The following is a 13,112-nucleotide window of genomic DNA, read 5'->3' on the forward strand; positions in this document are numbered from 1 at the left end:
GACGCCGTCCTCCTGCTTGTAGGCGGCCTCGTGCTCCTCATCGACGACGATGAGGCCGAGTTGCGCGAAGGGCAGGAACAGGGCGGAGCGCGCGCCGACCACCACGGCGACCTCGCCCGCCGCCACGCCGGCGCGCAGGCGTTCGCGGCGCTTGGACCCGATGCTCGAATGCCAGGTGGCCGGGCGCACTCCGAAGCGATCGGCGAAGCGGTCGAGGAACTGCGCCGTCAGCGCGATCTCCGGCATCAGGATCAACGCCTGGCGCCCGCGCCGGACGCATTCGGCCACCGCCTCGAAATAGACCTCGGTCTTGCCCGAGCCGGTGACGCCTTCGAGGAGAATGGTGGAGGCGGCTTCCGTCGCTTCCTCCCCCACGGAAGGGGGACGGAAGGCCAACGCGATCAGCTCCTCAGCTGCCTCTGCCTGCGCGTCCGACAGCGGCACCCGGGCGTGGTCCGGGTCAGGCGGCTGCGCCAGCGGCTCGGGCGCCAGCGTCACCGCTTCCAGGGCGCCGTCATCGACGAGGCCGTCGACGACGCTGAGCGAGACGCCGGCCTCCTTCGCCAACGCGCTCTTGCCGCGCATGACCCCATCGGCGGAGACGGCGAGCACCTTCGCCCGCGCGCTCGTCGGCCGGGCAGGGGGCTTGCCGGTGGCACGGACCCCGACGCGTGCCGTCTCGGCGCGGGCCGCCTCGTCGGGCAGGCGAAGGGCCATGGCCAGCGCCGAGCCCTTCGGCGCCAGTGTGTAGCGGGCGAGCCAATCGACGAGTTCCCGCAACGGCTCGGACAGGGGAGGGGCCTCGATCCGCCCCGTCACCGGCCGCAGGTTTGATCCCGTGCGGCTCTCCGCGACGCCCCAGACTACGCCCACCGTCTCGCGTGGCCCGAGCGGGACCTGCACCACGTCGCCCACGGCGAGGGACACGCCTGCAGGCACGGCGTAGCTGTAGGCGCTGTCCAGCGCCAACGGGATCAGGATCTCGGCGACGCTGGGCATGGATGGGACAGGCTCTGCGGGCATGAACACGATATAGGTATTCGCTCCTCTTTTCGCGACCGCCGCATCGGCTGCCTTGCCCTCTCCCGGACTTGGTTTAAGCAGCGCCACGAACCCGTAAGGCCGACAGGTCGAGGCGCCGATGATCCCGCACAACGCGACGCCGCGCAGCCTGCTTCCGGAGCCGGCGCGACTCGAGCTTCAGGACGTCGTCCTCCGGTTCGGCCGGACGGCCGCCCTCGACGGCGTCTCGCTGACGGTCCGGGCGGGCGAGATCGTCGCGCTGCTCGGCGATTCCGGCTGTGGCAAGAGCACGTTGCTGCGCGTCGTCGCCGGGCTCGATCAGCCCGATTCCGGCGTCGTCACGCTCGACGGGACGGTCGTGACAGGACGCGGCGGCGTGCCGGCAGAAGGCCGCGGCGTCGGCCTGATGTTCCAGGACTACGCCCTGTTCCCGCACCTGACGGTGGCCGAGAACGTCCGCTTCGGCCTTCACCGGCGCCCGGCCGCGGAGGCGCGGAGCCTCGCGCAGGCGAGGCTCGACCAGGTCGGGCTTCTCGGGCGTGCCGAGAGCTATCCCGGCACGCTTTCGGGCGGCGAGAGCCAGCGCGTAGCCCTCGCCAGGGCGCTGGCGCCGGGACCGCGCATCCTGCTCCTCGATGAGCCGTTCTCGAACCTCGATCGGCGAACCCGCGACCATGTCCGGGCCGATACCCTGTCGGTGCTCAGGGCCGGCGGCACAACGACCCTCCTCGTCACCCACGATTCCGAGGAGGCGCTAACCCTGTGCGACCGCATCGCGCTGATGCGCGCCGGGCGCATTGAGCAGGTCGGCACCGGAGAGGACCTCTACCGGCGCCCGGTCTCGCATTTCGCCGCACGCTTCTTCACGGACCTCGTCGAGTTCGAGGCCCGGTGCGGGGACGGCTTCGTCCTCACGCCGTTCGGCCGTTGCGCCGCCCCCGGCTTCGCCGCGGGCGAACCCGTGCTCGTCTGCCTGCGGCCGGATTCCATCCGTGCGGCCGCGGCCGGAACCGGTCTGCCCGGAACGGTCGTCGAGCGCCGCTTCCTCGGCAGCCGTGCGGCCCTGGTGGTGGAGGCGCAGGGATTGTCCTCGCCCGTCAGCCTCATCGTCGGTCACGACGACACCCATGCTCCCGGCGATGCGATCGAGCTCACCGCCGGGGATGACGGGCGGTTTTTATTTCGACGGTCTTTGGATGAAAGCTAGCTTTTCGAACGTTGCGTCTGACAAGCCGTAGATGCTTTGGAACACAACGTCGCAACATCTACTTTTTAAGTGTTTTAAATAAAATAGATCGTGCTTGCGCTTTTTCGCGCCCGATGCTTCTGAGCAACCCTCGTCTTTTACGGTTCGCAACGAAGGCTCGGATGATGCACGGTCGGTCGGTCTCATGGCTTCTAGGCGGCGTCGCGTTGTTGGCCGCTGGTACGGCGGCCGGCGCGGCGGAGGTGAACCTCTACACCACCCGCGAGCCGGGCCTGATCAAGCCGCTCCTCGACGCCTACACCGCCAAGAGCGGCGTCACCGTCAACACCTCCTTCGTGGAGAAGGGTCTGGCCGAGCGCGTCGCCGCGGAAGGCGCGCGGGCCAAGGCCGACGTTCTCATGACGGTCGACGTCGGCAACCTGATCGAGCTCGTCGACCGCGACCTCGCGCAGCCCGTGCGCTCCCCGGTGCTCGAAGCGGCGGTGCCCGCACCCCTGCGCGACGCCGAGGGCCGCTGGTTCGCCCTCTCCATGCGGGCCCGGGTCGTCTACGCCGACAAGAACCTCGCAGACCTCTCGGCCGTGCCGTACGAGGAGCTGGCCGACCCGAAATGGAAGGGCAAGCTCTGCCTGCGCGCGGGCCAGCACCCCTACAACACGGCTCTCATCGCCCATTTCCTCGTCAAGCACGGCCCCGAGAAGACCGAGGCCTGGCTCAAGGGCGTGAAGGCCAACCTCGCCCGCAAGCCGGCCGGCGGCGACCGCGACGTCGCCCGCGACATCCTTGCGGGCACCTGCTCCATCGGGCTCGGCAACTCCTATTATGTCGGCCTGATGCGGTCCGGTAAGGGCGGACCCGAGCAGGAGACCTGGGGCTCGGCGATCAAGGTGGTGATGCCGACCTTCACGGGCGGCGGCACCCACGTGAACGTCTCGGGCGCCGTGGTGGCCAAGAACGCCCCGAACCGCGACGAGGCGGTCAAGCTCCTCGAATACCTCGTCTCCGACGAGGCCCAAGGCCTCTACGCCAGGGGTAACTTCGAGTACCCGGTCAAGGCCGGCGCTCCGGTCGAGCCCCTGCTCACCGCCCTCGGCCCCCTGAAGATCGACGAGGTTCCGGTCGCCGACATCGCCCGCAACCGCAAGGCGGCGAGCCTGCTGCTCGACAAGGTCGGGTTCGACAACTGACCGGATCAGCCCTCACCGCGGCGGCACCGCACGACCTGCCGGCACTCGCCGCGCCCCACACCGGGCGCGGCACGGCGTCGGGCGGCCGCATGGCCTGGATTCTCGGCGCCTTCGCGCTGTCGACCCTGGTCCTGAGCCCGATCATCTCCCTCGCCGTCTCGGCGCTCGCCGGGACGAGCGAGCTCTGGCCTCATCTGGCCGCCTATGTCCTCCCCCAGGCCCTGCGCGATACCGGCCTTCTCCTGGCCGGCGTGGGCGTGCTCGTGGTGGTGATCGGGGCTGGCAGCGCCTGGCTCGTCTCGGCCTACGCCTTCCCGGGCCGGCGCTGGCTGGAGGCCGGGCTGCTCTTGCCGCTGGCGGTGCCGACCTACATCGTCGCCTTCGCGTATCTCGACCTCATGCACCCGATCGGCCCGGTGCAGACCGCCCTGCGCGGCGTCCTCGGCATCGCCCGGCCGGGCGACCTCGTCCTGCCCGACCTGCGCTCGATGCCGGGCTGCATCGTGCTCCTGTCCTTCGTCCTCTATCCCTACGTCTATCTGCCGACCCGGGCGCTGTTCATGATGCAGGCCGGTGGCCTCGTGGAGGCGGCGCGCGCGCTGGGCCGCGCGCCCTCCGACGTGTTCCTGCGCGTGGCGCTCCCGCTGGCGCGCCCGGCCATCGCCATCGGCGCCAGCCTCGCCCTGATGGAAGCGCTCAACGACGTCGGCGCGGCGGAATTCCTCGGGGTCCGCACCCTGACGGTGCAGGTCTACGCCACCTGGATCAATCGCTCGGACCTTCCCGGTGCGGCGCAGATCGCGCTGGTCATGCTCGCCCTCGTCCTCGCCCTGGTGGCGGCCGAGCGCTGGGCGCGGCGGGGCCGGGGCTATGCGGCCACGGCGCGCTCGCCGCGTCCGATGATCCGCCAGGAGCTGACGGGGGCGAGGGCGGCTCTCGCCTTCGGCCTCGGGCTGATGCCGGTGGCGATCGGCTTCCTGATCCCGGCGGCCTATTTGGCGGAAGGGGCGGTCAAGCGGATCGTCCGGGCCGGGATGCCGCCGACGCTCTCGGACGAGATCCTGAACACGATCCTCTACGCGGCGGCAGCGACGCTCATCGCCACCGTGATCGGCTTCCTGGTGGCGGCTGCCCCGCGCCTCGCCTCGCCTCGCATCGGCGCCGTCCTCATCCGCGTCGCCAGCATCGGCTATGCGCTTCCGGGGACGATCCTCGCCGTCGGGCTGCTCGCACCCCTCGCCATGGTGGATTCGGCGCTCTCGCGTGTCACCGACGTCCTGTTCGGTGCAACCCCGGCCCTGATCGGACTGGGCACCGGGGGAGCCCTCGTCACCGCCTACCTCGTGCGGTTCCTCGCCGTCGGCATCGGTACCTGCGAGGCCGGCCTCGCCCGGGTTCCGGAGAGCATGCCGGATGCCGCCCGCATGCTCGGGCGTGGACCCGCCGCCGCCGTACGCCAGGTGCAGCTGCCGCTCGCCTGGCCCGCCCTGGTGAGCGGCGCGCTCCTCGTCTTCGTCGATTGCGTAAAGGAACTGCCGGCGACGCTGCTCCTGCGTCCGCTCAACGTCGAGACCCTGGCGACGCATCTCTATGGCGAGGCCGCGCGGGGCACCTACGAGGACGGCACCGTGGCGGCCCTGCTCATCGTCCTCGTGGGCCTGATCCCGGTGGCGGTGCTGCTGCGCCTCGACGGGAGGCCCGCCCGCTCGACGCGTCGAGCGGCCATCCACCCTTGACGGGCCGGCTTTGCCCGCCCTAGAAGGCGCCACGGTCCGGGTGCGTAGCTCAGCGGGAGAGCATTCGCTTCACACGCGAAGGGTCACAGGTTCGATCCCTGTCGCGCCCACCATTCCGTCCTCACGCCGCCTGATCGAGGGGCACGAGGGCGTCGACCGCACCGACCAGATCGTCGAAATGCGAGATCACGCGATCGGCCCCGAGTGCGTCGACGGGCGTGTCCGTGTAGCCGAAGGTCACCCCGATGACCGGGATGCCGGCGGCCTTAGCGGCATCGATGTCGGCGCGGGAATCCCCCACCATCACCGCCCTGGCCGGATCGCCTCCCGCCTGCGCGATGGTCAGGGTGATGTGTCGCGGGTCGGGCTTGAAGAACGGGAAGGTCTCGCGACCGCAGATGGCACCGAAGCGGTCGGCGACGCCGAGCAGCCCGAGGAGGTCAACCGCGTGGCGCTCGATCTTGTTGGTGCAGACCGCGAGGCGGTAACCACGCGCGCTGAGATCGTCGAGGGCAGCGCCGACGCCCGCATACAGATGCGAGTGGACGCACAGGTTCTCGCCGTAATGGATCAGAAAATCGGCGAACAGCCGGTCCAGGGTCTCCGGCGGCAGCGGCTGCCCGGCCGCGGAGAAGCCGCGTTGGATCAGCGCCTTGGCCCCCGCCCCGATCATGTCGCGGGCCTCCGCCAGGGGCAGTTCCCGCAGGCCTTCGCGGGCGAGGATGACGTTGAGGGTTCCCACGAGGTCGCCGGCGGTCTCGGCGAGGGTGCCGTCGAGGTCGAACACGGCGATGGGCGGCAGGCTCGTCATGGCGTCTCGCGTTGCGTCGGTGGGAGAAGACCCTGGCTAGCGGCCGACCCCGCCGGGATCAAGGTCGCGCCCGACGGGTCACGGTTGCGCCGCAAGGCGTCGGTAGCTCATTCGAGCAAGGCGAAGCGGCATGTCAGGTTCAAGGTCATGATGGGCAAGCGGGTGGATCGGATAGGGCACGGTATCGGCACGGCGCAGGGATCGAACTCCGATCGCGCCGCCCTTTCCCGCACGCCCGGAGCGTCAGTGGAAGGTGGTCCGGGACCCGGCATGCGACGTACGTCGTTGTGGGCTCCCGCCGATCGGCACAAAGGGTTCGGACGCGTCGCGCCGTTCGGTGCCGAACCGCGGGTCGGGTTTCGCCGGCGATCCAACCGTCCGGGGACGGGCGTGTGGATCGATCAAGGTTCGCCTGCAAGCCAAGGTTCTTCTGCAAGCCAGGGTTCCCTTGCAAGTAGTAATGCGAAGGTTCTCGTCCGTCTCGCCGCTCTCCTGGGCGCCATCCTCCTCGCAGGTCCCGCCGCCGCCGCGTCCTACGAGTTCGTGCCGGCTCCCCAGATCGACCTCAACCGCGTCTACCGGGTCGACAAGGTCACCGGCGAGGTCACCTCCTGCCAGTACGGCCTGCGCGAGGGCGCGGTCGGCAGCGTCGGCGTCACGGTCTGCTACGGGGCCGGGGAGGGGGCGAGCGCGCAGCCGCCCTCGGAATACGGCCTCGTCGCCTCCCGCCACACCCGCGAGGCCGGCGTGTTCCGGGTCAATTACCGGACCGGCGAGATGAGCATCTGCTACGTCCAGCTCCAGAAGGAAGCGGTCGTCTGCACCGCCCAGGCCAACCCGGCCGCCGACGAGGGGGCCGCCGCCGGTGCCGCACCCGTACGCCCCGGCCCGGGCGCGACGCCGTCGCAGGGGCGGCCCTGACCGTTCGGTCGATGTAGACGCGCCGGGTCGATCGGCATCGGCGCCGTTTGCCCCCTCCCGCAGCCATGCTAGGGGCGTGCGAACCGCCGGAGGCCCAGCCCATGCCCCATTCCCTCCTACGAGCCGACGGAGCCGCCGCGTGAGCGGACCGGATCTGCGCCACGCCGCGGCGGCACGCGCCGTCGCCCTCGTCGAGGATGGGATGCGGCTCGGCATCGGCACCGGCTCGACCGCCAACGTCTTCGTTTCTCTCCTGGGCGAGCGGGTGCGGGCTGGCCTCAACGTGATCGGCGTCCCGACGTCGGAAGCGACCCGGATCGCCTGCGAGGCCGCCGGCATCCGCCTGACCACCCTCGACGACACGCCGGAGCTCGACCTCACCATCGACGGGGCCGACGAGGTCGACGACAATCTTCGCCTGATCAAGGGCGGCGGCGGCGCGCTGCTGCGGGAGAAGATCGTCGCCCATGCCAGCCGGCGCATGGTGGTGATCGCGGATGCGACCAAGCGCGTGGCGATGCTGGGCGCCTTCCCTCTTCCCGTGGAGGTCAACGCCTTCGGCCTCGGCGCCACCCGACGGTCCGTCGAGGCGGCGATCGCCAGCAGCGGCTGCGCCGGCTCCCTCGGCCTTCGCGCCGCGCAGGACGGGACGCCCTTGGTCACCGACGGCGGCCACCTCATCCTCAACGCTCACCTGAACCGAATACCCGACCCCGAAGCCCTCTCGGCGGCGCTCTGGGCGGTGCCGGGGGTGGTCGAGCACGGCCTCTTCCTCGGCCTCGCCGGCGGCGCGATCCTCGCGCATGCCCGCGACGGGGTCGCCGAGATCACGATCCTGGGCGCGGTCTGAGACGCGACCGTCATCCTCCCTGCCATCCTGCCTCTCGCCATCCCGCAGACGCGTTCTCAAGACGCCGCCTTTTTCGGAGCGCCTTCCATGTCCCGCCGTCCCGCCGCCTGCTACCCCTTCCTCCGTCAGGCTGGGCTCGCCCTTGTCCTGGCGGGCGGCCTCTCGATGCCCGCCGCGGCCCAGCAGGCCCAGAAGCCGGCGGCTCCGGCCAAACCCGCGGCCAAGCCCATGACGCCGGCCCCCGCGACGCCAGCCGCTTCGACGCCGGCAGCCCAGACCCCGACGATCACCCCGAACCACCTCGCCCTCGCACGCGAGGTGATGTTGAGTTCGGGAATCGCCCGCTCGTTCGATTCCATCATCCCGGCCTTCGGCGAGCAGATCCGCCAGGCGGCGGTGACCCGACCCGAGCTGGGCAAGGATCTCGACGAGGTCCTGACGGGATTGTCACCCGAGATGGAGCTGCAGAAGCAGAGCATGATCGACACGGCCGCGCGGATCTATGCGAACCGCCTGACCGAGGTCGAGCTCAATGAGATCGCCACCTTCTTCCGCTCGCCCGCCGGCAAGCGCTATGTCGAGACCCAGCCGCAGGTCCTCGACGAGATGGTCCAGGCCATGCAGACCTGGACCCAGGACGTGTCGGAATACGTCATGGTCCGAGTCAGGGCCGAGATGTCGAAGCGCGGCCATCAGCTCCAGTAGGGTTATGCCCGCCACCGGCGGCCTCGCCGGCTCGCTTCGCGGTGCCGGGACGGTGGCGCTCGCCCTCGTGCCGCTCGCCATGGCCCTAGCCAACCGTTCGAGCCCCGCCGTCGTGGGCGCGGCGGCCCTGCTGTTCCTCGCCGCCGCATGGGTCGAGAATCCGCGCAGTGCACGGCTCGAGGTGACGAGCCCGCTCCTGACGCCGCTCGGCCTGTGCGCCCTGGCCTTCCTCGGCTGGTGCGGCCTCTCCCTGTCATGGAGCCCGTTCCCGGCGCTTTCCCTACGGATGGCCGGAGAGTTTCTGCCGACGCTACTTGCAGCCTATCTCCTCGCGCGCCTGGCGCCGGGGCGCCTGGCCGACGGGGCGCCGCTGCTGGCGGCCTGGATGATCGGGCTCGCCTGCGCTTTCGTCGTCGTCGACTTCGGCAGCGACCTCGCCCTGCGCAAGGCCCTGGGCGGGCGGGTCGCTTATTTCGTCCATAACCGCCCGGCGATGACGATCCTGCTCGTCGGTCTGCCCCTGGTGGGGCTGCTCGCGGCATGCGGACGCCGGTTCGCCGCCCTGGCAGTGACCGGCTTGGGCCTCGCGGCCATCCTGCGCTCGGTGAGCGGCGCCGCGAGCCTCGGGCTCCTGGCCGCACTCGCCATGTTCGCCATCGCCCGCTTCGCTCCGTCGCGGATCGCGCTGGGCGTTGCCGGCGCCGGTCTCTGCCTCGCGATGGTGCTCGCTCCCGTCGAGGGTGAGATCCTGCATCGGACGATGCCGGAGGCGGCCCATGAGAAGCTGGTCCAGAGCAGCTCGCGCGCCCGCGTCGCCATCGCCCGCAGCTTCGGGGCCGCGGTGGCCGCCGATCCGTGGCGCGGCGCCGGCTTCGGCACCTCGGCCCGCTTCGCGGACACGCCGGTGGCTCTGGCACTGGAGCCCGACCTGCGCGAGATGCTGGCGGTGGGGCACGCCCACAACAGCTTCCTGCAGGTCTGGGCCGAGCTCGGCATCGTCGGTGCCGGGCTCGCCGCCGCCGTGCTGCTGCTGATGCTCCGCGAGATTGCCGCCATGCCGCGTTCCGCGAGGGTGGCGGCGCTCGCCCTCGTCGCCGCGGCGTCGTCCATCGCCTTCGTCGAGCACGGGGCCTGGCAGCCGTGGTGGACGGCGGGGCTGGGGGCCGCAATCGTGTGGCTGCGCGAGGCGACGGTCGTGTCCGGATCGACCGGACGACGCCCTTACGCCGCCTCGGCCTCGACGCGGTTGCGGCCGTAATCCTTGGCCCGGTAGAGGGCGACGTCGGCGCGCTTGAGCATGTCGGCGGCGCTCGTATCCTCCGCCCGGCGGGCTGAGACGCCGATGGAGACCGTCACCGTCACACTGCGCGTCTCCCGCTGGATCAGGAACGGCGTCGCCTCGATCCGCTCGCGGATGCGCTCGGCGATGAGGTGCGCGCCTTCGACGTCGGCGTCGGGCAGGATGATCACGATCTCCTCGCCGCCGTAGCGCGCGACGATGTCGATGCCGCGGGTGTGGGTGCGGATGCGGTCCGCGAAGGCGCGCAGGACCTCGTCGCCGGCATCGTGCCCGTAGGTGTCGTTGATGGTCTTGAAGCGGTCGATGTCGAGGATCAGGGCCGAGACCGGGCGCTGGCGCAGCTTGGACTCCTCGAACAGCGCGCCGAGATGGCTGTCGAGGTAGCGCCGGTTGTGCAGTCCGGTGAGACCGTCGGTGATGGCGAGTTCCATCGAGGCGTTCACGGCGCCGCGCAGAACCTCCGAGAACCGGCGGCGGCGCACCTGCGTGCGGACCCGGGCGACGAGTTCGTTCCGGTCCACCGGGCGCATCAGGTAGTCGTGGACGCCGAATTCGAGGCCACGCACGACGCGGGCCCGGTCGTGCTCCTCGGCGATCATGATGACCGGCATGGTGCGGGTGCGGTCGAGGGATCGCAGCTGGCTACACAGGCGCAGGCCGTCGAACCCGTCGAGGTCGAGGCTGACGAGGGCGAGCTCGAAGCCGCCCTCCGTGGCGAGCACCAGCGCCTTGTGCGGGTCGCTCTCGATGGTGACCGTATGCTGCTGGCCCAAGGCCGCCGCGAGGCGGTCGGCGGAGCGCGGGCGGTCGTCGACGAGGAGCAGCCTTGCGTCCAGGCCGGTCTCGGCGGTGGCCAGCGCGATGGCGTCGCCCATTCCCATGTCGCGGGAGGCCAGCGCCCGGCTGCGAAGCTCGTCGGTGACCGCCTTGAGGCGCACGAGGCTGCGCACCCGGGTGAACAGCGCGGTGTCGTCGATGGGCTTCGTGAGGAAGTCGTCGGCGCCCGCATCGAGCCCGCGCAGGCGGTCGGAGGGCTGGTCGAGGGCGGTGACCATGACCACCGGCAGATGCGCCGTCACCGGGTTGTTCTTCAGGCGGCGGCAGACCTCGAAGCCGTCCATGCCCGGCATCATCACGTCGAGGAGGACGAGGTCGCACAGGCCTTTCTCGCAGATCGCAATGGCGTCGAGCCCGTTCATCGCCGCGATGACGTCGAAATACTCCAGCGACAGCTTGGTCTCGAGCAGCTTCACGTTGGGGAAGAGGTCGTCGACGATCAGGATCCGGGCGGACATCGCTACTCAACGCTCCTCTTGATCACGGCCGCCGCCGACCGCACCGGCCTGCGTTCAGCGTGATCGATTTCCAACACGGTGAGCACGACATCGATCGGCCCCGGCGCGCCGGACAGCCGGCATTCGGAACCGGCACCCGTCAGGCCGGGCGCTCGTCGCCAAGATACGTGCGAACTGTTGAAAGAAACTTTGCGACCGAGATCGGTTTCGAGAGATAGGCCTCGCAGCCGCCTTCACGAATGCGTTCCTCGTCTCCCTTCATGGCAAAGGCGGTGATGGCGATGACCGGGATGCCCTTGAGCTCGTCGTCTTCCTTGAGCCATTTCGTCACTTCGAGGCCGGAGACCTCGGGAAGCTGGATGTCCATCAGGATCAGGTCGGGATGGTGGGCGCGCGCCAGGGCGATGGCCTCGATCCCGTTGGCGGTCTTCAGCGTCGCGTAGCCATGAGCCTCCAACAGATCGTTGAACAGCTTCATGTTCAGTTCATTATCCTCGACGATGAGCACGGTCTTCTTCATGAACTGGTATCCCCGGCAAATCCGCGGCTCATTCTTGGAAGTCGCCCGCCCCGCCCGGTCAGAGTTAATCGGTACATGTTGATGAAACGCAAATCCGATCAAGGGCCTGAATCTGCGGAACGGCTCGCGCTCGCGGTTCTGGGGTGGATCGCTGGGGACGAAGACCGTCTCTATCCGTTCCTGAACCTCACCGGCCTGACGCCCGACACCTTGCGGGCGAGTGCGGCGGAGCCGGGCTTCCTCGCGGGCGTGCTCGATTTCGTGATGGGCGACGAGTCCGTCCTGACGGCTTGCGCCGCCGCCCTCGACGTCTCGCCCGAACGCATCGCGCAAGCGTGGCGACGCCTCGGGCCACCCGAACCGGACGACGATTTCACGTGACCGCGATCTGCCGCGGCTGTTGCGCGGTACAGGATGAAGGACCAGCCCGCTGCTTGGCCTGCGGTTCGCTGCGCCTTCTGGCGCAGCCCGAGCGCGACGAACTCACCACCGCCCTTGTCGGTTGAGACGCCTTCTACGCCGTGGTCGAGAAGCGCGACGACCCGCCCCGTCAGTCCGGAGCGCCTGGAATCCCTTGCCGTCGTCGGTGCCCCAGTCTGCGCGCTCAGCGGCTCTGGGTCCCGGGTTCCGCTACGCGGCCCCGGGATGACGGCGTTGGCTTGGCTATGGTTCGGCTCGCTGTTGTCGACCTTGGTTCAGAGCCCTGTGGAACGTCGCCGCCATCACGGGCTGCACGCCTTCCCATCCTCCGCCGCGCCCTTCGTCAAATCCAGGCGGGTCAGGTCGCCGGCGATGGCGAAGCTGCCGTAGTCGAGACGCAGCGCGCCGCTGACGCCGTTGTCGTAGAGGTCGAAGGTGAGCACGTAGACCGGCGTGCGCTCGCCGTCGCCGGGAGTGTAGTAGCTCAGCGTCACCGGCCAGCGCGGCATCGTTGCCATCCCGCCCTCGCGCAACGGCTTGTCGCGCTCGCCCTTCGGCGGGGCGTCCGTCCTGCGCCCGATCACCGCCAGCGTGTCGTAGACCTTGCGCCCGTCGTCGGAGCCGTCGAACACCTTGACCGAGAGCGTGGTCTCGCCGGCGCGCCCGGCCTCGATCAGGCGGCGCATGTGGAGGCTCGGGAACAGGACCGGGTTCGTCGCCTGGAACTGGTCGCGCTTGGGTTCCTTGAGCCGCACCTTCATGGCGTCGGCTCCGATCTCGGCCGTGCCGTCCACCGACTGGCTCGGAGCCTCGTTGAGGAGGGTGGCGGTCTTGAAGCGGAAGTTGCGGCCGTCGGCGCTCTCGAAGGTGGTGTTGCGCAGATCCGAGGTGCGGCTGCCGCTCTCGCCGCTCTCGAGTTGGGTCACCTGCCGTGTCTGCATCGTGTAGCCCTTGCAGGCGTCGCCTCCGAAATCGAGGACGATGCGTCCGCGCGCGCTCTCCACCGCGCGGCTGGCGCTGCTCTCGGCCAATGACAGTTCGTAGACGGCCCTGTGGCCGGCCAGCCGGATCGGCTCCGCCGATGCCATCGCCGGGCTCACGGCTCCCGTGGACATGGCTCCCGTGGACATGGCTCCC

At 70.1% G+C, this 13,112-nt stretch carries 13 protein-coding genes and 1 tRNA gene; 9 read left to right on the plus strand and 5 right to left on the minus strand.

The features are described from left to right. The coding region (locus tag ACFE7U_RS12985) for a DEAD/DEAH box helicase (protein WP_375410150.1) at positions 1 to 999 on the minus strand (999 nt) is incomplete at its 3' end. A gap of 142 nt (positions 1,000 to 1,141) precedes the next feature. Between ACFE7U_RS12985 and ACFE7U_RS12990 the strand changes: the two genes are divergently transcribed. The 4 genes from ACFE7U_RS12990 to ACFE7U_RS13005 all read left to right on the plus strand — a co-directional run bounded on the left by ACFE7U_RS12990 (position 1,142) and on the right by ACFE7U_RS13005 (position 5,266). Next, complete coding sequence (locus ACFE7U_RS12990; RefSeq protein WP_375410151.1) at positions 1,142 to 2,230, plus strand: ABC transporter ATP-binding protein; 1,089 nt, start codon at positions 1,142 to 1,144, stop codon at positions 2,228 to 2,230. A 164-nt stretch (positions 2,231 to 2,394) separates the two neighbouring features. Continuing rightward, positions 2,395 to 3,417: an extracellular solute-binding protein gene (locus ACFE7U_RS12995; RefSeq protein ID WP_375410164.1), complete on the plus strand. Its 1,023-nt coding sequence runs from the start codon at positions 2,395 to 2,397 to the stop codon at positions 3,415 to 3,417. Positions 3,418 to 3,506: 89 nt separating this feature from the next. After that, entirely contained in the window at positions 3,507 to 5,153 is a 1,647-nt protein-coding gene (locus tag ACFE7U_RS13000; RefSeq protein ID WP_375410152.1) for an ABC transporter permease, read from the plus strand. 38 nt (positions 5,154 to 5,191) lie between these two features. Continuing rightward, positions 5,192 to 5,266, plus strand: a tRNA-Val gene (locus tag ACFE7U_RS13005). Positions 5,267 to 5,274: 8 nt separating this feature from the next. On the opposite strand, the gene ACFE7U_RS13010 is transcribed toward ACFE7U_RS13005, so the two are convergent. Further along, positions 5,275 to 5,964, minus strand: coding sequence for an HAD family hydrolase (locus tag ACFE7U_RS13010; protein ID WP_375410153.1), 690 nt, complete (start codon positions 5,962 to 5,964; stop codon positions 5,275 to 5,277). Positions 5,965 to 6,456: 492 nt separating this feature from the next. Here ACFE7U_RS13010 and ACFE7U_RS13015 point away from each other — a divergent pair, with 492 nt between their 5' ends. From ACFE7U_RS13015 to ACFE7U_RS13030, 4 genes are all read left to right on the plus strand, one after another. Next, positions 6,457 to 6,885, plus strand: a complete 429-nt coding sequence (locus tag ACFE7U_RS13015; protein WP_375410165.1) for a hypothetical protein — start codon at positions 6,457 to 6,459, stop codon at positions 6,883 to 6,885. Between the two features lie 139 nt (positions 6,886 to 7,024). Continuing rightward, positions 7,025 to 7,735 carry a ribose-5-phosphate isomerase RpiA gene (rpiA, locus tag ACFE7U_RS13020; RefSeq protein ID WP_375410154.1) on the plus strand — a complete coding sequence of 237 codons (711 nt, stop codon included), beginning with the start codon at positions 7,025 to 7,027 and terminating at the stop codon, positions 7,733 to 7,735. 87 nt (positions 7,736 to 7,822) lie between these two features. Beyond that, positions 7,823 to 8,440, plus strand: coding sequence for a DUF2059 domain-containing protein (locus tag ACFE7U_RS13025; RefSeq protein WP_375410155.1), 618 nt, complete (start codon positions 7,823 to 7,825; stop codon positions 8,438 to 8,440). 4 nt (positions 8,441 to 8,444) lie between these two features. After that, the gene (locus tag ACFE7U_RS13030; protein WP_375410156.1) at positions 8,445 to 9,698 is read left to right on the plus strand and encodes an O-antigen ligase family protein; all 1,254 of its coding nucleotides are present in this window, start codon (positions 8,445 to 8,447) and stop codon (positions 9,696 to 9,698) included. On the opposite strand, the gene ACFE7U_RS13035 is transcribed toward ACFE7U_RS13030, so the two are convergent. Beyond that, positions 9,662 to 11,035 (minus strand): PleD family two-component system response regulator, encoded by a 1,374-nt coding sequence (locus tag ACFE7U_RS13035; RefSeq protein WP_375410157.1) that lies wholly within the window; start codon positions 11,033 to 11,035, stop codon positions 9,662 to 9,664. The genes ACFE7U_RS13030 and ACFE7U_RS13035 overlap by 37 nt on opposite strands. A gap of 139 nt (positions 11,036 to 11,174) precedes the next feature. After that, on the minus strand, positions 11,175 to 11,555 hold the full coding sequence (locus ACFE7U_RS13040) for a response regulator (protein ID WP_375410166.1): 381 nt from the start codon (positions 11,553 to 11,555) through the stop codon (positions 11,175 to 11,177). Positions 11,556 to 11,636: 81 nt separating this feature from the next. On the opposite strand from ACFE7U_RS13040, the gene ACFE7U_RS13045 reads away from it, so the two are divergent. Then, entirely contained in the window at positions 11,637 to 11,936 is a 300-nt protein-coding gene (locus ACFE7U_RS13045; protein ID WP_375410158.1) for a DUF3572 domain-containing protein, read from the plus strand. Positions 11,937 to 12,277: 341 nt separating this feature from the next. Here the strand turns inward: ACFE7U_RS13045 and ACFE7U_RS13050 are convergent, their stop codons facing one another. Then, positions 12,278 to 13,105 carry a cell envelope integrity EipB family protein gene (locus ACFE7U_RS13050; RefSeq protein WP_375410167.1) on the minus strand — a complete coding sequence of 276 codons (828 nt, stop codon included), beginning with the start codon at positions 13,103 to 13,105 and terminating at the stop codon, positions 12,278 to 12,280. Positions 13,106 to 13,112: the final 7 nt, after the last annotated feature.

It is taken from the genome of uncultured Methylobacterium sp. (assembly GCF_964251405.1).
GTDB lineage: Bacteria > Pseudomonadota > Alphaproteobacteria > Rhizobiales > Beijerinckiaceae > Methylobacterium.

Excerpts from the sequence above, each read along its gene's own strand:
- ACFE7U_RS12990 (WP_375410151.1), top strand. The coding sequence starts at position 1,142 with ATGATCCCGCACAACGCGACGCCGCGCAGCCTGCTTCCGGAGCCGGCG.
- ACFE7U_RS12995 (WP_375410164.1), top strand. The coding sequence starts at position 2,395 with ATGCACGGTCGGTCGGTCTCATGGCTTCTAGGCGGCGTCGCGTTGTTG.
- ACFE7U_RS13000 (WP_375410152.1), top strand. The coding sequence starts at position 3,507 with ATGGCCTGGATTCTCGGCGCCTTCGCGCTGTCGACCCTGGTCCTGAGC.
- ACFE7U_RS13010 (WP_375410153.1), bottom strand. The coding sequence starts at position 5,964 with ATGACGAGCCTGCCGCCCATCGCCGTGTTCGACCTCGACGGCACCCTC.
- ACFE7U_RS13025 (WP_375410155.1), top strand. The coding sequence starts at position 7,823 with ATGTCCCGCCGTCCCGCCGCCTGCTACCCCTTCCTCCGTCAGGCTGGG.
- ACFE7U_RS13030 (WP_375410156.1), top strand. The coding sequence starts at position 8,445 with ATGCCCGCCACCGGCGGCCTCGCCGGCTCGCTTCGCGGTGCCGGGACG.
- ACFE7U_RS13035 (WP_375410157.1), bottom strand. The coding sequence starts at position 11,035 with ATGTCCGCCCGGATCCTGATCGTCGACGACCTCTTCCCCAACGTGAAG.
- ACFE7U_RS13040 (WP_375410166.1), bottom strand. The coding sequence starts at position 11,555 with ATGAAGAAGACCGTGCTCATCGTCGAGGATAATGAACTGAACATGAAG.
- ACFE7U_RS13045 (WP_375410158.1), top strand. The coding sequence starts at position 11,637 with ATGAAACGCAAATCCGATCAAGGGCCTGAATCTGCGGAACGGCTCGCG.
- ACFE7U_RS13050 (WP_375410167.1), bottom strand. The coding sequence starts at position 13,105 with ATGTCCACGGGAGCCATGTCCACGGGAGCCGTGAGCCCGGCGATGGCA.